Source organism: Martelella sp. HB161492, assembly GCF_013184775.1.
GTDB lineage: Bacteria > Pseudomonadota > Alphaproteobacteria > Rhizobiales > Rhizobiaceae > Martelella.
Window position 1 is genome coordinate 1 of the sequence record NZ_JAATVV010000016.1, and the last position, 17,852, is coordinate 17,852.

The 17,852-nt window shown below is 60.9% G+C and carries 17 protein-coding genes; 9 read left to right on the plus strand and 8 right to left on the minus strand.

The window, feature by feature from the left end:
• Window positions 1–221 precede the first annotated feature (221 nt).
• From HCK86_RS21250 to HCK86_RS21275, 6 genes are read right to left on the minus strand one after another with little or no spacing between them, the layout of a single operon-like run.
• Window positions 222–1,079 carry an alpha/beta hydrolase gene (locus tag HCK86_RS21250; protein ID WP_210259996.1) on the minus strand — a complete coding sequence of 286 codons (858 nt, stop codon included), beginning with the start codon at window positions 1,077–1,079 and terminating at the stop codon, window positions 222–224.
• A complete protein-coding gene (locus HCK86_RS21255) occupies window positions 1,076–2,146 on the minus strand; it encodes a branched-chain amino acid ABC transporter permease (protein WP_176086501.1) in 1,071 nt (356 codons plus the stop codon). The genes HCK86_RS21250 and HCK86_RS21255 overlap by 4 nt, the downstream gene beginning before the upstream one ends.
• On the minus strand, window positions 2,143–3,135 hold the full coding sequence (locus tag HCK86_RS21260; protein ID WP_176086502.1) for a branched-chain amino acid ABC transporter permease: 993 nt from the start codon (window positions 3,133–3,135) through the stop codon (window positions 2,143–2,145). Before HCK86_RS21260 ends, HCK86_RS21255 begins: the two co-directional genes overlap by 4 nt.
• Window positions 3,136–3,144: 9 nt before the next feature.
• Complete coding sequence (locus HCK86_RS21265; protein WP_176086503.1) at window positions 3,145–3,852, minus strand: ABC transporter ATP-binding protein; 708 nt, start codon at window positions 3,850–3,852, stop codon at window positions 3,145–3,147.
• The gene (locus tag HCK86_RS21270) at window positions 3,849–4,613 is read right to left on the minus strand and encodes an ABC transporter ATP-binding protein (protein ID WP_348641113.1); all 765 of its coding nucleotides are present in this window, start codon (window positions 4,611–4,613) and stop codon (window positions 3,849–3,851) included. The genes HCK86_RS21265 and HCK86_RS21270 overlap by 4 nt, the downstream gene beginning before the upstream one ends.
• A 13-nt stretch (window positions 4,614–4,626) precedes the next feature.
• A complete protein-coding gene (locus tag HCK86_RS21275) occupies window positions 4,627–5,829 on the minus strand; it encodes a substrate-binding domain-containing protein (RefSeq protein WP_176086505.1) in 1,203 nt (400 codons plus the stop codon).
• Window positions 5,830–5,934: 105 nt separating this feature from the next.
• Here HCK86_RS21275 and HCK86_RS21280 point away from each other — a divergent pair, with 105 nt between their 5' ends.
• On the plus strand, window positions 5,935–6,531 hold the full coding sequence (locus HCK86_RS21280; RefSeq protein WP_210259997.1) for a LuxR C-terminal-related transcriptional regulator: 597 nt from the start codon (window positions 5,935–5,937) through the stop codon (window positions 6,529–6,531).
• 7 nt (window positions 6,532–6,538) lie between these two features.
• On the opposite strand, the gene HCK86_RS21285 is transcribed toward HCK86_RS21280, so the two are convergent.
• Window positions 6,539–7,102, minus strand: a complete 564-nt coding sequence (locus HCK86_RS21285; protein WP_246739721.1) for a LuxR C-terminal-related transcriptional regulator — start codon at window positions 7,100–7,102, stop codon at window positions 6,539–6,541.
• Between the two features lie 82 nt (window positions 7,103–7,184).
• Here HCK86_RS21285 and HCK86_RS21290 point away from each other — a divergent pair, with 82 nt between their 5' ends.
• From HCK86_RS21290 to HCK86_RS21325, 8 genes are all read left to right on the plus strand, one after another.
• Window positions 7,185–7,898, plus strand: coding sequence for a CoA transferase subunit A (locus tag HCK86_RS21290; protein WP_176086507.1), 714 nt, complete (start codon window positions 7,185–7,187; stop codon window positions 7,896–7,898).
• Complete coding sequence (locus tag HCK86_RS21295) at window positions 7,898–8,557, plus strand: 3-oxoacid CoA-transferase subunit B (RefSeq protein ID WP_176086508.1); 660 nt, start codon at window positions 7,898–7,900, stop codon at window positions 8,555–8,557. Before HCK86_RS21290 ends, HCK86_RS21295 begins: the two co-directional genes overlap by 1 nt.
• Window positions 8,554–9,729, plus strand: a complete 1,176-nt coding sequence (locus HCK86_RS21300; RefSeq protein WP_176086509.1) for an acetyl-CoA C-acetyltransferase — start codon at window positions 8,554–8,556, stop codon at window positions 9,727–9,729. Before HCK86_RS21295 ends, HCK86_RS21300 begins: the two co-directional genes overlap by 4 nt.
• A 279-nt stretch (window positions 9,730–10,008) precedes the next feature.
• Window positions 10,009–10,152 carry a hypothetical protein gene (locus HCK86_RS21305; protein ID WP_176086510.1) on the plus strand — a complete coding sequence of 48 codons (144 nt, stop codon included), beginning with the start codon at window positions 10,009–10,011 and terminating at the stop codon, window positions 10,150–10,152.
• A 71-nt stretch (window positions 10,153–10,223) separates the two neighbouring features.
• Window positions 10,224–11,069 carry an HEXXH motif-containing putative peptide modification protein gene (locus tag HCK86_RS21310; protein WP_176086511.1) on the plus strand — a complete coding sequence of 282 codons (846 nt, stop codon included), beginning with the start codon at window positions 10,224–10,226 and terminating at the stop codon, window positions 11,067–11,069.
• The gene (locus tag HCK86_RS21315) at window positions 11,066–13,027 is read left to right on the plus strand and encodes a RiPP maturation radical SAM C-methyltransferase (protein ID WP_176086512.1); all 1,962 of its coding nucleotides are present in this window, start codon (window positions 11,066–11,068) and stop codon (window positions 13,025–13,027) included. The genes HCK86_RS21310 and HCK86_RS21315 overlap by 4 nt, the downstream gene beginning before the upstream one ends.
• Window positions 13,024–13,749, plus strand: a complete 726-nt coding sequence (locus HCK86_RS21320; RefSeq protein WP_176086513.1) for a class I SAM-dependent methyltransferase — start codon at window positions 13,024–13,026, stop codon at window positions 13,747–13,749. The genes HCK86_RS21315 and HCK86_RS21320 overlap by 4 nt, the downstream gene beginning before the upstream one ends.
• Before the next feature lie 265 nt (window positions 13,750–14,014).
• Window positions 14,015–15,424, plus strand: coding sequence for an ABC transporter ATP-binding protein/permease (locus tag HCK86_RS21325; protein WP_176086514.1), 1,410 nt, complete (start codon window positions 14,015–14,017; stop codon window positions 15,422–15,424).
• 113 nt (window positions 15,425–15,537) lie between these two features.
• On the opposite strand, the gene HCK86_RS21330 is transcribed toward HCK86_RS21325, so the two are convergent.
• Window positions 15,538–17,808, minus strand: a complete 2,271-nt coding sequence (locus HCK86_RS21330; RefSeq protein ID WP_176086515.1) for a glycoside hydrolase family 2 protein — start codon at window positions 17,806–17,808, stop codon at window positions 15,538–15,540.
• Window positions 17,809–17,852 lie beyond the last annotated feature (44 nt).

Genomic DNA, 17,852 nt, shown 5'->3' on the forward strand with positions numbered 1-17,852 from the left:
ATAGACCTACCTAACCAATACCGTCAACGCTATTTCTCCCCTTTTTCCCAAAAATCTCATAACACACTGGTTCTTTTGATCATTTTTCAAATTTTCGATGGATTGCGGTTTCAGGATCGACGCGGCTTTGCCGTCTGCACAGGCAGATGGCAGACATGTAGGGTGCACACAAATTAGGCAGAAACTGCGGGCAAAACCGACGAATGACCGATGATATGCATTCAGCAGAGATCTTCCAGGCGGCTGATCTGCCGTCTGACTTCAGCGATAGCCTCGGGCTGCGCCAATGAGGGCGCATGGCCGCAATCGGCAAAGGCGGTAACGTCAGGTCTCGGGCCTTGGGCGCTCATTCTTGCGACGATGTCGGCCGTGAGAAGATCAGATTGCGTGCCCCAGATCAGATGGGTTGGCAATGTGATCCGGCGATAGCGCTCCCAGCTCGTCAATTCGCTGGCCGATGCGGTGAACTGCACCACGATCTCAGGATCATAATGGGTCGTCAGCCTGCCATCGCTGCACCGGCGCAGTGAGGTGCGGGTCATACGCGTCCAGAACGGCGCCGGCGCCGGTCCGAAGGGCAGATAGGCGGTGCGGAACCAGTTTTCGGCCTCGTGCAGATAGGCGAAGACCGGCGCGCTGCCGGCATAGGCGATGATGCGATCGACCGCCGACTGCGGCAGTTCCGGCCCGATGTCGTTGACCACCAGAAAGGATAGCCGGGCGGCATAGGCGCCGGAGGCGATCCGCATGCCGATCAGCCCGCCCATGGATGTACCGAGCCAGCCGGCACGGGCGATCTGATAGTGATCCAGCATGCCGATGGCCAGATTGGCGTAGGATTTCAGCGAATAGTCGGTCTCCGGCGCCGGCGCCCAGCTGGACAGGCCACGCCCGATCGTATCCGGGCAGAGAACGAAATGGTCCTGCGAAAGTGCTGCCGCCAGTTCGTCGAAATCGCGGCCGGTGCGGGCGAGGCCATGCCAGAGCACGATGGCCGGCGCATCCCGCGCGCCCCATTCGGTGACATGAAGCTCGTGGCGGCCAACGGGCACAAAGGAAAAACGCGGTTGCTGCATCATCGTTTGCCCTTTTCCATCGCCGTTCCGGCAATGCCCTTGGGGAAGAAGTAGACGAGGAGAATGAAGAGCAGGCCGAGCCAGAGCAGCCAGCGGTCCGGGTTCATCAGCGCAGCGGCCGGCGGTATTGGCGCAAGTGCCGTGGCGGCCGCTTCCATGATGTCGCGCAGATAGAACTGGGCCACGACCAAGAGCGCCGCACCGATCACCGCGCCCCACATCGTCCCCATGCCGCCAATGACGACCATCAGCAGGATATCGACCATGATGGCGAAGGAGAGCGTGGTATCCGGCCCGGTATATTTCAGCCAGACCGCATAGACCGAGCCGATCAGCGAGGCAGCAACGGCGGAGATCGTGAAGACGAAGGTGCGATAGGCCACCACCCGGTAGCCGATGGCCTCGGCCCGGCCCTCATTCTCGCGGATCGCCTTCAACACGGTACCAAGCGGAGAGAGCACCAGCCGCAGCATGGCGGCGAAGACGAGGCCTGAAAACACGAAGACGAAATAATAGGCCGCCAGCTTGCCATTGAGCTTCACGCCGAACAGGCTCACCACCTTGCCATGGGCATCGATGAGGAGCTTGGTCGCCGGTTTGAACAGCGCCGGCGCGGCATAGGTCATACCGTCCTCGCCGCCGGTAAATTGCGACATCTGCGAGGCCAGCACCAGCACGACGGAACCGGCAGCAAGGGTGATCATGGCAAAGAAGATCGCCTTGACGCGTAAACTCAGCAGGCCGATGGCCGCCGCCACAATCGCCGAGACGACAAGACCTGCCAGAGCGCCAAGGGCCACCTCTGCCCAGCCGGGACCATAATGCTTGAGTGCGATTGCCACACCATAGGCGCCGAAGCCGAAGAACATGGTGTGGGCAAAGGAGACGATGCCGGTATAGCCGATGAGGAGATCATAGCTTGCCACAAGCGCGATGAAGATCAGCACGCGGGCGGCAACTTCGAGCGCGCGCACATCCTGAAACAGAAAGGGCGCGAAGAGCAGGACGGCCCAGATCAGCAGGGCTGCAATCTTGACGCCGAGCGCGCCATAGGTGATCCGGTTCATCATTTGACAGCAGGCCTCAATCCGTTGGGGCGCCACAGCAGGATCGCCGTCATCAGGATCATGTTCGACGCCAGCGCCATTTTCGGCGCCAGGAAACCGACATAATTGGTGACGAGCCCGACCGTGATGGCGCCGAGCAGCGTGCCGCCGATGGAACCAAGCCCGCCGATGATGACGACGATGAAGACGATGATCATCATCTGGCTGCCAAGGGCCGGCGTGATCAGCGTCTGATAGCCGCCCCACATGGCGCCGCCGAGTGCTGCCAGTGCCGAGCCGACCATGAAGACGGCAACGAACAGCCGGTCGACGCGAAAGCCGAGCGTCTCGACCATTTCGCGGTTCTCGACACCGGCGCGGATCAGCAGGCCGATGCGGGTATGGTTCAGCGCCATGTAGAGACCGACGAAGGCGATCAGGCCAAGCAGAAAGGCGAAGACGCGATAGATCTCGATCGACACATCACCGATGATCCAGGCGCCCTCGAGAAAATGCGGCCTCGGGACGGCGATCGGCGTGCCGCCCCAGATTGCCAGAATGATCTGCTCCTCGACGATCATCGCGCCCATGGTGATGAGGATCTGGCGCAGATGATCACGATAGACCGGCTTGATCACCACGGTTTCGAAGAACCAGCCCGCAGCCAGGCCAAAGGTGAGGGCCGCGACGAAGGCAAGCGCAAAGGCAAGGCCGGACAGAAACACGCTGTCGGCGCCGAGCCAGCCATTGAGGCCGGCCAGAACACTTGCGGCGATGAAGGCGCCGAAGGAGATGAAGGCGGCGTGGCCGAAATTCAGCACATCCATCATGCCGAAGACCAGCGACAGGCCGGAGGCCATCAGGAATACCATCATCCCCATGGCCAGCCCCGCAATCGTGAGCGTCGCGAAGGACGACGGCTGGCCGATCAGCGCGAAGGCAATGACTGCCAGGATAACCGGCAACAGATTGACCCCGCCAAGCCGTTCGAAGAATTTCATCAGTTCAGACATAGCTTTCCCTCAGGCAGAAAGGCTCAAGAGCCGTTCCTGCAGATCCCGGTCGGCGGTGAAATCAGCCATCGTGCCCTGATGGACGACCTGACCGTCCTCGATCACGGCAACGTTCCGGCCGAGCCGGCGGGCGAAATGGAAGTTCTGCTCGACCAGCAGGATCGGTGTTGTTGCGGCGACCTCGGCAAAAGCATCGGCCATGGCGTCGATGATCGCCGGCGCCAGCCCCTTGGTCGGCTCGTCGATCAATATCAGCGCGCGCGGCTCGATAATGGCGCGGGCCACCGCCAGCATCTGCTTCTGTCCGCCCGAAAGCGCGCGCGCCGGTCTGGACCAGAATTTTTCGATGGCCGGGAAGAGTTCGAAAATGCGGCCAAGACGGGTGTCGTCCGGCACACCCGTTGCCGTTGCCAGCACCAGATTCTCCGCCACGGTGAGACCGCCGAAAATGCCCATATCCTCGGGCACATAGGCGATGCCGAGCCGGGCGATATCGGCTGTGTGCAGCCCGGTAATGTCGGTCCCACGAAACAGGACCGAGCCGGGTGATGGCTGCCACAGGCCCATGATCGAGCGCAGCGTCGTGGTCTTGCCGGCACCATTGCGTCCCAGCAGAACGAAAACGCCCTCCTCCGGCACGGCAAAGGAGACATCATGCAGGACCTTATACTGGCCGATATCGGTCTTCATGTTCTGAACCGTCAGAAGCGCGCTCATGCCGCCGCCTCCCCGGATTTGCCGAGATAGACATCGCGGACGATCTGGCTTGCCATCATCTCCGCTGGCGGACCATCGGCCAGAAGCGCGCCGTTATGCAGAACGATGATACGGTCGGCAAGCGCACGCACCACCTCCATCTTGTGCTCCACCAGCAGCACGGTCTTGGAATGGTCATGCTTGATCTCGGCAATCAGATCGAGCACATCGGGCGCGTGGTCGAGCGACATGCCGGCGGTCGGTTCATCAAACATGTAGATATCCGGCTCCATGGCCATCAACAGCGCCACTTCCAGCTTGCGCTGATCGCCATGCGGCAGCGAGGCAGCGGGCTTGTGGGCCGCTTCGGTCAGCCGCACGGCTTCGAGATAGCGTTCGGCCCGTGCATTGATGTCGCGGAAGGAGCCGACGCTTCTGAACATATGCCATCCGGCCCCTTCGCGGGCCTGCACGGCGAGGCGGATATTTTCCAGCACCGACAATGCCGGAAACAGATTGGTGAGCTGAAAGGCGCGGCCGACACCATGGCGCGCGCGCGCCGAGGGTGACAGCCGGGTGATATCGGCGCCGTCCTTCATCACCCGGCCCGACGTCGCTTTCAGCTGGCCGGAAATCAGGTTGAAGAAGGTGGTCTTGCCGGCGCCGTTGGGGCCGACGATCACGGTCAGCTCGCCGGGCCTGAAAGCGCAGCTCACCTGGTCGACGGCCACATGGCCGCCGAACCGGATCGTCAGATCCTCGGTAACAAGAGAGGGATGTATCACGAAACTACCGTCATTTCTGGTTGTTGCGGCCGATCGGGATATTCATCTCGTCGGGCTGAATGATACGGACCAGTTCGGGAATTGCCCAGTCGACATTCGGATCAACCTTGATCTTGAAGTGGATCATCGACTGCAGCGCCTGATGGTCTTCCGGACGGAAGGTCATTTCGCCCTTGGGCGTATCAAAGCTCATGCCTTCCATGGCCGTGATCAGACCTTCGGTATCAAGCGTTTTGGCCGTTTCGATCGCCTTGACCACGGCAAGCGCCGCCGCCATGCCGCCAGCGGTGAAGAAATCCGGCGGCGTGCCATAGCGCGCCTCATGGGTCTTCACCAGCCAGTCATTGATCGGATTGTCGTAGTCCTCGTAATAGTAATAGACCGCACCTTCCATGCCGGGCACGCGCTTATACGTCGGCAGCACCGAGAGAATATTGCCGGTGGTCGACAATTCGATGCCATAGCGGTCCGGCTCCATGGCGAGGATCTTGCCCATCGGGTCACCGCCGCCGGCGACATAGACGAGAATGACTTTGCGGCCCGGCTTGTCTTTCAGCGCGTTGAACATGCGTTCGGTGGCAGCGGTGAAATCGGTGGTGCCCTGCGGCACATATTCCTCATCAACGACCGTGGCGCCGGAGCCATCCAGTGCAGTCTTGAAGGCGGTGATGCCGTCACGGCCGAAGGCATAATCTTCCGCCAGCGTTGCGACATAAAGGTTTTCGTCCGGCTTCAGCGCCAGCGCCTGGGCCTGCATGTCCATAGACGAATTGCGCGAGGTCTTGAACACATAGCGGTTGCTGTCGGGCCCGGTCAGGCTGTCGGCAACGGCCGGCTCGACGATCAGCAGCTTTTCATATTCTTCGGCGACCGGCAGCATGGCCGCCGTGACACCGGATGATGTTGCCCCGACGGCCAGCAGGACATCGTCATCGCCATAGGCTTCCGCCAGCACTGCGCGGGCAACGTCCGGCTTGAACTGCGTATCCTTGTGGATGATCTCGATCGGATGGCCATTGATTTCGTTGGTGCCGTTGGTGGCATATTCCAGCCCGAGCTCGAAACCGGTCTCGCTCTGCTTGGAAAAAGTCTCAAACGTGCTGCCGGAAAGCCCGTGCACCAGGGCGATCTTGATCGGATCACCGGCATGGGCGCCCGTCGCCAGAGCCACGCCAAGAACAAGCGGCCCGAAGAGCCGCGACAGATTGGTCATGATTGTCTCCTCCATGAAGGGCAAGCACGACAGTTGTCGGCACGCTTGCCCTGACATATCCTCCGGCGGGAAGACTACATGAGACCGGCAGGCTTGGGGAATATTGTGAGAATACGTATTGAGGACGCCTTTCGCGATGGCGACTTTGCCGAACTTGCCTTTACCTATGCGCCGGTCGGTCTTGTTGTTACCGAAAACCGGGTGATCCGCGACTGCAACCTGACCTTTGCCCGCATGTTCGGCTATGAGCGCGATGCCCTGAAGGAACAGACCTTCTCCCTGCTCTATCCATCCGAAGCCGAATTCGTGAATATCCGCGATCGTGGCGTCGAACAGCTGAAACAGGGCAACAGCTACTGGGATGAGCGGATCATGGCGAAAAAGGACGGCACGCTGTTCTGGTGCCGGGTACGCGGCCATTCCTTCACACCCGACGAACCGTTGCAGCGCGCGGTCTGGAGCTTTGCCGACCTCTCCATCTCCCGCCCCTATCATGCGCTTACCCGGCGCGAGCGTGAGATCGTCTCATTGCTGTCGGAAGGACTGACCAGCAAGGAAATTGCGCAAAGGATCGAGCTCTCCCACCGCACGGTCGAGGTCTATCGCGCCCGGATGCTGAAGAAGTTCGGCGTTGCCAATACCAGCGCCCTGCTGCAGGCGCTGGGCGATGCCGAAGCTGCCCATATCGTCGAACGCGGCTGAATGAACCTCACTGCTCGCTGTTGAGGAACCATGTCAAAAGCTCGGCGCTGTTGGCAAGGCCGAGGGCGCGGGTCAGTCGCAGCCGGTGCGCTTCAACAGTGCGGGCCGACAGCCCGATCTCGGCAGCGATCGCCGCATTGGTCTTGCCCTGCGAGACCAGCGTCAGGATCTGCCGCTGCCGTCCCGTCAGCTTCATCGTGGCACCTGTCACCGGTCGGGTCATCGGTTCGAAACAGTAGAGCGCTGCAGCGAAGGGATCCGTGAGATCATAGGAGCGGCCGCGCACCCGGCACCAGAAGCGCTGGCCTGAACTGGCGGCCATGATCCGCTCGTCATAATAGATGGCGTGTTCCGGCAGGTTCACCCGCCACATCTCGCCGGTGCGGACGAAATCCTCCAGCCCCGGATAGAGACGCGAGAAACTGCGGTCGATCAGGCTTTCGCGCTCATAGCCGAAAACGGCGGCAAATTCGGCGTTGCAATCGCGGATAATGCGATGCGTGGCATAGACCATGGGCACCGGGATATCGGCGAGCGGGAAGCGGTATGGTGCGGTTTGCGGTGTGGCCATATCGTAGAAATACGACTAACGCCTGACAAATATCAAGCCTATTTTAGTCTTCAGAAACGGTTGGAAACCGGGAGGAGACATCATGAAAAAGCAATTTTCGTCTGCGGCGGAGGCGCTGGCCGGCGAGATCAGGGACGGCATGGTGATCATGTCGGGCGGCTTCGGCCTGTGCGGTATCCCCGAGGCACTGATCGAGGCCGTCGAGGCCTCTGGCGCGCGGGATCTGACAGTGATTTCCAATAATGCCGGCGTTGACGGGATCGGCCTTGGCCGGCTGCTGGCGACAAAGCAGATCCGCAAGATGATCTCGTCCTATGTCGGCGAGAACAAGCTGTTTGCCGAACAGTTTCTCTCCGGCGCGCTGGAGCTGGAATTCAACCCGCAGGGCACGCTGGCGGAGCGCATCCGCGCCGGTGGCGCCGGTATTCCTGCCTTCTTCACCAAAACGGGTGTCGGAACCATGATTGCCGAGGGCAAGGAAGTCCGGACATTTGACGGCGAAGACTATCTGATGGAGCGCTCGCTGTTTGCCGATATCGCACTGGTCCATGCCTATAAGGGCGATAGCGAAGGCAATCTTGTCTACCGCAAGACCGCGCGCAACTTCAATCCGATGATGGCAACCGCGGCGAAGCTGACAGTGGCGGAGGTCGAGCATCTGGTGCCCGCCGGCACCATCGATCCCGACCATATCCACACGCCCGGCATTTTCGTCTCGCGTATCGTCGAGGTGCCGAACCCGAAGAAGCATATCGAGCAGCGCACCACCCGCAGCCGCACCGAGGAGGCAGTCTGATGGCCTGGACACGTGAACAGATGGCGGCCCGCGCGGCGCGTGAACTGCAGGATGGCTTCTATGTCAATCTCGGCATCGGCATTCCGACGCTGGTGGCCAATTACATTCCCGAGGGCATGGATGTCCGCCTGCAGAGCGAGAACGGCATGATGGCCATGGGCCCCTTCCCCTTCGAGGGCGAGGAAGATGCCGACCTGATCAATGCCGGCAAGCAGACGGTGACGGCGCTGCCGGAGACAAGCTATTTTTCCAGTGCCGACAGTTTCGCCATGATCCGCGGCGGCCATATCGATCTGTCGATCCTCGGTGCCATGCAGGTGGCGCAAAATGGCGACCTCGCCAACTGGATGATCCCCGGCAAGATGGTCAAGGGCATGGGCGGAGCGATGGACCTCGTCGCCGGCGTCAAGCGTGTCGTCGTCGTCATGGAGCATGAGGCCAAGGGCAAATCGAAACTGCTGAAACAGTGCGATCTGCCCTTGACCGGCAGCCGCGTCACCGATCTCATCATCACCGATCTCGGCGTCTTCACCGTCGCCCGCCATGGACCGGCAAAACTGACGCTGATCGAGCTTGCCGATGGGGTGAGCCTTGAAGAAATCAGGGCGAAGACCGAAGCCGATTTCGATGTCGCTCTGACGGCGGGAGAACTGGCATGAGTGATATCGTCATTGCCGGCGCCTGCCGCACCGCCGTCGGCGGTTTCATGCGGTCGCTGTCAACGGTGCCCGCCCACGAACTGGGTGCTGCCGTGATCCGCGAAGCGCTGTCCCGCTCAAATGTCTCGGGCCATGAGGTGGACGAAGTCATTCTGGGCCAGGTGCTCACCGCCGGTCAGGGGCAGAACCCGGCCCGGCAAGCTGCGATGAAGGCCGGGATTTCCGAATCCGCCACCGCCTTCGGCATCAACCAGGTCTGCGGTTCGGGCCTGCGCGCCGTTGCCCTTGGCATGCAGCAGATCATTACCGGCGAAGCCCGGATCATGGTCGCAGGCGGCCAGGAGAACATGTCGCTTTCGCCCCATTGCCAGCATCTGCGCGGCGGCACCAAGATGGGCAATGCCACCATGGTCGACACCATGCTGAATGACGGGCTGATGGATGCCTTCGGCGATTTCCACATGGGGATCACCGCGGAAAACATTGCCAGCCGCTATCAGATCAGCCGGGCACAGCAGGATGCCTTTGCGCTCGCCAGCCACCACAAGGCAGCTGAAGCCGATCGTGAAAACCGCTTTGTTGACGAGATCGTGCCTTTTTCCGTGAAAAGCCGGCGCAGTGAAGTGATCTTTGACCGCGATGAACAGATCCGTCCGGATGCCGACGAAACCACATTGGCCAAGCTTCGCCCTGCCTTTGATGAGAACGGCACGGTGACGGCCGGCAATGCCTCGGGGCTGAACGACGGCGCTGCCGCGATGGTGCTGATGTCCGCGACCGAGGCCGATCTGCGCGGCATTCAGCCGATGGCCCGCATTGCTGCCTTCGCCACCGCCGGCGTCGACCCGGCGATCATGGGCATCGGCCCGGTCAATGCCTCGCTGAAGGCGCTCGAGCGTGCCGGATGGTCGATTGATGATATTGATCTGGTCGAGGCCAATGAGGCCTTTGCCGCCCAGGCCTGCGCCGTCAACAGCGAGCTCGGCCTTGATCCGGCGAAGGTCAATGTCAATGGCGGGGCCATCGCGCTCGGCCATCCGATCGGCGCTTCGGGCGCGCGCGTTCTCGTCACGCTCTTGCACGAAATGAAGCGGCGGAACGTGCGGAAAGGTCTGGCAACGCTGTGCATCGGCGGCGGCATGGGCGTTGCCATGTGCGTCGAGCGGGGCTGATTTTCCACAGCAGTCATACGCGGCCCTGCGGTCGCGTATGATTTCCGCGCTCAGAACAATAGCTGACTGGACCTTGTGGCCAGATTCATCTTTTCGGCCTCTAAATCGAACAATAAATCATTTAGTATTTAATATTATTTATCTTCTGATAAATAAATACCAGAATTCATAACTGAAGATTTATTTCATATTTTGAAAATGAATATTATTTCTCTTATATAATTGATCCACCGCAAAACATCGATATGCATATAGACTTCCAGGAACAGTGAGGAAGTTATGAAAGAGCAAATCGAAAACAACGATATTCTTGAAAACGAAGTGATGGACGACATTCGCGAAGAATTGCGCAAAAATGTCGAGGCCTATCTCGAGAGCCACGTGCTCGAGGCAAATCCCAGCAACATGATCATCCATCAGTAAGGATGTGGCCATGCGCCGCCGCACGCTTTGATGCGGCGGCGCATCTGTCTTCAATTCAGGCGGACCAACCCATGAACGGCGATCCTTTTCAGCTGCCCGTCTATAAGACGGAGACGGTTCTTTCTTCCATTGACGCACTTCTTAGCGTCGTCGACCCGGACAGAACGGGTGGGCAGACGCAACGTGCCCGCTTTTTTGCTTTTCTCAACAGGGTCCTCAAGGTTCCTGTCCCGCACGATCCCATCCATGAGCGGCCGCTTCTGATCGCCCGGCCCAACACGCAGGACGAGGAAAAACTTCTGCATGCTCTGATGGGCAAGGGATCGGACGCCGATATTGCCACCGTTCTTTTCGAAGACAACGAGGTCCGCCTGCTGAAGGCGCGGATCAACGATGCACTGGATCAGATTGCGATCCTCTATCCCGAAACCTATCGCGGGATCACCGCCGTGGTCGGCGCCTTCGTCTTCGCCCGCGTCAAGGGCTATGGCGGCGGCACCTCGTCGGATGCGATCGGCGTTATCTGGTGCGGCATGCACAATCCGGCCGCCGACGTTGATGACTATATCGAGCTGATCCTGCACGAATATATGCATCAATGCCTGTTCATCGATGATCTCTGCCACCGGATCTTCCGCTATTCGATGAAGGTGCTCGAGAATTATCCTGCCCGTTCGGCGATCCTCAACCGCGAGCGCCCGCTCGACAAGGCGTATCACTCTGCATTCGTCGCCTATATCCTGATGCGCCACCGGCTCCACACGTCCGGCCAGGTGCTTGAATATCTGGATACGACGCGCCGCTGCCTTGAGGCAACGCGTGCGCAGGAAGCGGGCTTGACCGCCCATGGCGCAGCCCGTCTCGGAGAACTCGAAGCGGCCTTTGCACGGCTCGAAAGGGAGCACGAGGCTGCATGAGCCGCATTGATATCGCACTGGTAAACCCGCCCTTCTGGCCGGCGCTCCATTCCTCGCTTGCGCTTGGCCTGCTTCAGGGCGGCCTGGAGGACCGGGGCTATCGTGCCCGCCAGTTCAGCCTCTATCTCGATCTTGTCGAACGGCTCGGTGTTGAACATTATCTGAAAATCGGTGAGCTGCCCGGTGTTTCCTTCTTTCTCGGCGACTGGATCTTTGCCGAAGCGGTGTTCGGGGCGGATGCTGCGCGTGACGAAGCCTTTTTTGCCTATGCCCGCCAGCCTGACCGGGCCGACCGGACGGTAACCCGGCTTCCACAAGCACTTTTGAACCGCGCCCTGGCACTGCGGGGCGATATACCGGCCATGATCGCGCGCTGGGCCGACGCGCTGGCTGCTTCTGGCGCGCGCATTTTTGCCTTCTCCAATGTCTTCCAGCAGGCCCTCGCCGGCATTGCGATTGCCCGGGCGCTGAAACAGCGCGTGCCGGACTGTCTGATTGTCTTCGGCGGCGCCAATTGCGAGGGACCGGCCGGCCGCGTGCTGATCGACGCTTTCGGCGTTATCGATGTGGTCGTCAATGGCGAAGGCGACCTTGCCTTGCCTGAGATCGTATGCGCCTTCCTTGCAGACAAGCGGTCGGAAATCGCCAGTATTCCAGGCTGCATCACACGCGAGACAGCGCCCGGCCGCGCCGTTCCAGCGCAGGCGATCACCTGCCTCGACGATCTGCCCGAGCCGGTCTATCGCGATCTTTATCATGACCTCACCGCGCGCGGCCTGGCCGAAACGCTGCAGCCAAGCCTCGTCTTCGAGACGTCGCGCGGATGCTGGTGGGGGGCAAAGCACCACTGCACCTTTTGCGGCATCAATTCTGAACGCATGGCATTCCGCGCCAAGTCGCCGGAAACGGCGCTCAGGCAGATCAAAAACGCCGTTACAGCCCATCGCCCGGCCCGGATCTTCACCTCTGACAACATCATGGATGTGAAATATCTCGAAACATTCGTGCCGATGCTCGCCGAGGCCGGGCTTGATCTCGACATCTATTATGAGCTGAAATCCAACCTCAAGCGGCACTATCTGGCAAGTTTCCGCAAGGCCGGGATCCTGTCGATCCAGCCGGGCATTGAAGCGCTTGACGACGACATCCTCGCTCTGGTCGACAAGGGCGCTCATGCCGGTCAGCATGTGCGGCTTCTGAAGGGCTGTGACGAGGAAGCCCTTGAGTGCAACTGGAACCTGCTGTTCGGCTTTCCCGGCGAACGCGCCCCCGCCTATCAGCGGACACTGGCGCTGCTGCCGCTACTGAGCCACCTGCCGCCGCCAGCCGATTTCACCCGTTTCGTGCTGCTGCGCTTCAGCCCCTATTTTGAACGCAGCGCCAATTACGGTGTCAGAAACATCGCGCCCGATCCGGCATACCGGCATGTCTATGCGCTCGACGACCGGCAGCTCAATGATCTCGCCTATTACTTCACCTTCGAACATGACGAGGTCGATGCCGATCTGCTCAAACCATTGTTTGCACGGCTCTACGACGCTGTCGCACAGTGGAAGAAGGCCTATCACTATACGATCCTGATGGCGGGAGAAGACGGACAGGGCGCGCTTCTGGTGCTCGACACCCGCGATTGCGCCAAAACGCTGCGCCATCGCCTTGACCCGGCGACCGCAACCGTCGCCCGTGCCACCCGAGAGGGCGCAACGCCCGAAAAACTCTTCGAGAAACTGAATGGTGTGCTGTCAAGATCCGAGATCGAGACAGCTCTGGAAACGCTGACCGCGCGCAACATGATGGCTCATGTTTCCGGGCAAAATATTTTTCTGCCGGTTGATGTCGATGCCTATGCCATTGGCGGGCGCCAGGCCATGCCGGCGCTCAGAACCTTCAAGCGGGATGCCTTCTACAAGGCCTTTCCCGAGATCGCAGCTTCGCAAGGCCAGAGGCTTTCCGCATGAGAGAGAGTATGAACCGGGTCTTCGGCGCGGCCATTGCCGGCTATTTCGCCGGCAATACCGATGAAAAGCTGATCATCCATCGCGAAGACGGCTTTACGCAGCAATATGACATGGCGCAATATTTCGACAAGGAGCCGGCCGGCTTTGAATATCACGCCCTCAGCCGCGCATCCGGCCGCGTGTGGGATATTGGCTGCGGCGCCGGTCGCACCCTGCTTGCGCTCGCCGAGCGCGGCATTGCCGCAACCGGGATCGACTGTTCGCAAGAGGCGATCGCCGTCTCGCGGGCACGTGGCGCTGCCAATGCCGTCCGGCTTGATATCCTCAATGCCCCGCTCGCCCCCCGCCAGGTCGACAGCTTCATGCTGTTCGGCAACAATATCGGTCTGGCCGGCTCATGGAGCGGTGCGCTCAGGCTGCTGGAGCGACTGCGTCTTGCGGCTGCCCCCGGTGCGCGGCTCTGGTGCGATTCCATCGACATCTGTGCCCCCGCCCTGACACGGAGCCGCGACTATGCCCGCCGCAACATCGCCGCCGGGCGACCGCCGGGGCTCACCATTTCGCGCCTTCAGTACAATTCGAGGCTCTCGCTCGCCGAGGGCTGGCTGTTTCTGTCGCTCGACGAGCTTCAGACCCTGGCCATTCAAACCGGCTGGACCATCGAAGAACAATGGCAGGATGTCGAAAAGGGGCCATGGCTCGCAGAACTGAGGGCGGACTGAATGATGAAACAGAAACGGCTGCCCGGATTGCGCCGGTACCGGCAATGCCATGGCCACGGCGATGGCACCGCCAGCAATCTGCCCGGATTTGATCTGACACCCCCCTGACGCATTGCGTTCATGAAAGGGCGCCGCCAGAGCGCTGGCACGCCCGATCTTCTCTGCAGCAGACAGGCAGACAAAGCCCGTCATCTGCAGCCAAAGGCAATTTGAATCCGATGCCCGGCAGCAGATCTGCAGCCTGGCAAGCATCGAGGGGTAAGCCATGACATTTCTCACGCAATCCTTGCCGGCTCAGGACCACCTGCCCGAACACCGCTATTCCGCGATCTTTACCTTTGCCCGGTTCGGATCACCGCATTTCTTCGTCCTGCTTGGACTGACACTCGTGCAGCAATCGCTTGTCGGCGGAACGGTCTATTCACTGGCCGCTGTGGTCAAAAATGTTGCTGGCGGACAGAACCCATGGCCAATGCTGATATTGACCGCCTGCCTGTTTCTGCTGCCGCATCTACCGGCCTATTTCATTCAGCCGACCCAGGCGCGATGGCAGGTCGCCATCATGGTCGGCCAGGTGCAGCGCTATTCCAGGCGCTTTGCCCGGCAGCCGCTCGATTATGCCAACGGACCGGTGCGCGACCGCGCGCTCGCGGCGGCGGCGTCCGAGGCCTATGTCGTCGCCCAGTCAACCGTGACGATTGTCGAGGGTTTCCTGAGCAGCTTCTTCAATGCGCTCTTCACCATCGTGCCGATCCTGATCTTTGTTGATGCGAAATATTTTCTCGCCTATGCGATGACGGCCGTGATTTCGCTCGTCACATTCCGCATTCTGCATCGCGATATCCGCGTCTGTTCCCGGGCCGCCCAGGAGGCCCGCGTCGCACTCGACAGGGGCATTCGCAGCAGCTGGACGCGGCTGACCATCGGCTCGCAGCGCCAGCGCCAGGCTGCCGCGCAGCGCATGAACGCCGCGCTGAACGACGCCGAACGACGCTTTTGCGCCCGCGAACGCCGGATTGCCGCCGGCACAAGTCTTGTCGGTGCGCTGGCGCTGGCACTGATCCTCACCATCACCTTCAGGCTGTTTTCAACCCATGCCGGCGACATCGCCTTTCTCAGCGTGCTGATCGCCAGCTTTCCCCGCCATATCCAGATCATTTCGCAGATCATCGGCGTGGCTCAGCTTTGCTTTTCCGCGCCACGGCTGCTTGAAGAGATCCGCAATATCGATCTCGACGACCTGCCGTCGCAAACGGAGAAGAATGTCAGCCGCCGCATCAGTGCCGACCGCATCACCATCAACCATGTACCGCTCGCCGGCGATCTCGAAACCATAGATGCCACCCGGTTTGCGCACGGGCGCCATCTGATCGAAGGGCCGAATGGCTGCGGCAAGTCGACCCTGCTTGCCCTGCTCGCGGCGCGGGCGGGGAAGAAGCCCTATGTGTTCATACCCGCAGCGCCTGCCGCCCTTGCCGAACCGGATGCAACCGGCTCCACCGGCGAGATCATGCTCCGCCTGATCAATGAGATGCTGGACGACGATACGGTTGACCTGATCTTCCTGGATGAATGGGACGCCAATCTCGACGCCAATGCGCGCCGGACCATTGAGCACGCCCTTGACCGCCTTGCCGAACGGGTGACCGTGATCGAGGTGCGGCACCCGCGCTGAGACGGCCGCCCGTGCATGGCTGCGCCCGTGAGTGCCGGTCTGGCGCCATCGGACCGGCGCGTAGATTCAATAAGATGGAGCGTCCAGGTGCGTCCAAAAGGACGCCCGGCGCTCTACCGGGTGATCCCGCCGGTCTCTGCCTCAGCCCCGCCTGCCGTTACCCTCACCCGTTTCGTTCCGAGCCCCGCATGGGAGACGGCGATGGTGATGACGCCAGGACCGCGGGCCGTGACCCAGAACCCGGCCGTTCCGCCATTCAGCGACCGCTGAGCGGGACCGGCAAGTGCGCCCGGTCCCTCGATGCTGACCGAGATCGGCTCGAACAGATAGGGCAGCCTGTTGCCGGCCTGATCCAGCACCCGCACCATCACCCGGACGCAGTCATCTTCGCCGATGGCCGCCGCATCGGGCGTCACCGACAGGTCGCTCGGCAGCGGATTGGATATGTAGCGGGCGGTCTTGACCGGTGCGCCATCGACATAGCCGGTGAAGGTGACATCCTGCCAGCCCATGCCCCAATGTCCGAATTCCGGCCCGGGATAATCCTCGCGACGGATGATCACCGGCGCGTGCGGCAGATGCTTGTAGAGCGCGCGGTCAGGCGTGAAGCGGCGTGGCGGATGACCGGCGAAATCGAGTTCCACCTCATCGCAATTGGTCAGGATGATCAGTGGCAGAACACCGCCATGATTGCGGTCGCCGCGCGTCCAGTAGGTCACCGGCATCAGCGTGACACCCTCCTGCGGGTCGCATTGGCTGGCATAGACATAGGCTGCGAATTTCGGCTCGCGATTCATATCCATGACGCCATGATGGCAGATCCGGTCGCCGGAGCCGAAATCCTTGTGGGTATTGTAGTCGAAGGCACACCAGCCGATCGCGCCCGCAATCTCCGGATCGCCATAGGCGGCATCCAGAACCTCAAGATGGCGGGTGACATGTTCTGCCTGCCGCTGCTCCTGATCGTAGACCTTGGTCGGATACATATGGCCATTGAACTCGGTGATCAGATAGGGCACCGGCCGGTCCAGCCCCGTCACTTCTCGGCGTGGCCTGAGCGCCGTGCGCGGTCGCTGGCCGCTGATTTCCTCCATATTGAGGATGAAATCATTCATCGAATAGACGTCTTCCAGAAGCTCGCTGTCGGTGATGCAACGCACGCCGGTGGTCGGACGGGTGCTGTCCAGCGCATGGGCGACGCGGTTGGTTTCGGTGTAGAAGTCATGCACGTCGCGGCTTTCATTGATGCGCACGCCCCAGATGATGATCGAGGGGTGGTTCCAGTCGCGCCGGATCATGGCAGCGACATTGTCCACCGCCGCCGCCTGCCAGGCATCGTCGCCGACATGCTGCCAGCCGGGGATTTCCTCGAACACCAGCAGGCCGATCTCATCACAGCGGTCGAGAAACCAGCTGGACTGAGGATAATGCGAGGTGCGGACGATATTGAGCTTCAGCTCATGCTTCAGGATCTCGGCATCGCGGATCTGGGCCGCACGGCCGAGCGCATAGCCGATATGGGGGAAGGACTGGTGGCGATTGAGCCCACGCAGTTTCAGCGGTCTGCCGTTCAGGCTGAAACCTTCGGCTTCGAAGGCGATAGCGCGGAAACCGAAGCGCACCGATCTGACGTCTTCACCGCTCGCCGTCGTCAGTTTCAGCGCCACGCGGTAAAGCACCGGGCTGTCGATATCCCAGAGTGCCACATCATCAAGCCCGTCAAAATCCAGCGTCACCTCTTCGCCAGAGACCGGCAGAGACCCGGTCGCAATCGCCACGCCTGCCATCGTCTCGATCACCGCCTCGAGCCGGGCGCCATCCAGCGGGCGGGTCTGAGGATTGGCGATCGAAACCACCATGTGAACGCGTTTTGACGGTGCCAGCGCATCCGGCGTCTCGACCTTGCAGTTGGCGATCGATACCGGTGCCCGGACTTCCAGCCAGACATCGCGGTAGATGCCGGCATAGGTGAGATAATCGATCCGCGCACCGAAAGGCGGTATGGCCTTGTTTTCCGAGCCGTCGACCTTGACGGTGAGCAGGTTGTCGCCGACGATGAGGTGCTCCGTCAGCCGCGCTTCGAAGGGCGTATAGCCATCCGGATGCGCTGCAATCTCAACGCCATTCAGATAGACCACGCTGTTGGCCATGGCGCCATCAAAAACCAGCACCACCTCCCGGCCCGCCCAGTCCGCATCTGCCGTGAAACGCTTCTGATAGGTGAATGCCTTCCAGTACGACGTCTCGTCGAGATAGGAAAAGGGCAGATCGACCGCATTATGCGGCAGGGTAACGGCTGAGCCCTGGCAATCCGTGCCGGCAGCAGCGGCGTGAAAGCCGGGCGAGAAGGTCCAGTCCCGGTTGAAAGAGACAATTTTGCGCATTGGTTCACCTTGCGGAGCGGATCATTGAAGCGCCCGGCCGGTCG

Bases quoted from the DNA above. Each gene is read 5' to 3' on its own strand.
- HCK86_RS21250 (WP_210259996.1), bottom strand. From the start codon at position 1,079: ATGATGCAGCAACCGCGTTTTTCCTTTGTGCCCGTTGGCCGCCACGAG.
- HCK86_RS21255 (WP_176086501.1), bottom strand. From the start codon at position 2,146: ATGATGAACCGGATCACCTATGGCGCGCTCGGCGTCAAGATTGCAGCC.
- HCK86_RS21260 (WP_176086502.1), bottom strand. From the start codon at position 3,135: ATGTCTGAACTGATGAAATTCTTCGAACGGCTTGGCGGGGTCAATCTG.
- HCK86_RS21265 (WP_176086503.1), bottom strand. From the start codon at position 3,852: ATGAGCGCGCTTCTGACGGTTCAGAACATGAAGACCGATATCGGCCAG.
- HCK86_RS21275 (WP_176086505.1), bottom strand. From the start codon at position 5,829: ATGACCAATCTGTCGCGGCTCTTCGGGCCGCTTGTTCTTGGCGTGGCT.
- HCK86_RS21285 (WP_246739721.1), bottom strand. From the start codon at position 7,102: ATGGCCACACCGCAAACCGCACCATACCGCTTCCCGCTCGCCGATATC.
- HCK86_RS21290 (WP_176086507.1), top strand. From the start codon at position 7,185: ATGAAAAAGCAATTTTCGTCTGCGGCGGAGGCGCTGGCCGGCGAGATC.
- HCK86_RS21295 (WP_176086508.1), top strand. From the start codon at position 7,898: ATGGCCTGGACACGTGAACAGATGGCGGCCCGCGCGGCGCGTGAACTG.
- HCK86_RS21300 (WP_176086509.1), top strand. From the start codon at position 8,554: ATGAGTGATATCGTCATTGCCGGCGCCTGCCGCACCGCCGTCGGCGGT.
- HCK86_RS21305 (WP_176086510.1), top strand. From the start codon at position 10,009: ATGAAAGAGCAAATCGAAAACAACGATATTCTTGAAAACGAAGTGATG.
- HCK86_RS21310 (WP_176086511.1), top strand. From the start codon at position 10,224: ATGAACGGCGATCCTTTTCAGCTGCCCGTCTATAAGACGGAGACGGTT.
- HCK86_RS21315 (WP_176086512.1), top strand. From the start codon at position 11,066: ATGAGCCGCATTGATATCGCACTGGTAAACCCGCCCTTCTGGCCGGCG.
- HCK86_RS21320 (WP_176086513.1), top strand. From the start codon at position 13,024: ATGAGAGAGAGTATGAACCGGGTCTTCGGCGCGGCCATTGCCGGCTAT.
- HCK86_RS21325 (WP_176086514.1), top strand. From the start codon at position 14,015: ATGACATTTCTCACGCAATCCTTGCCGGCTCAGGACCACCTGCCCGAA.
- HCK86_RS21330 (WP_176086515.1), bottom strand. From the start codon at position 17,808: ATGCGCAAAATTGTCTCTTTCAACCGGGACTGGACCTTCTCGCCCGGC.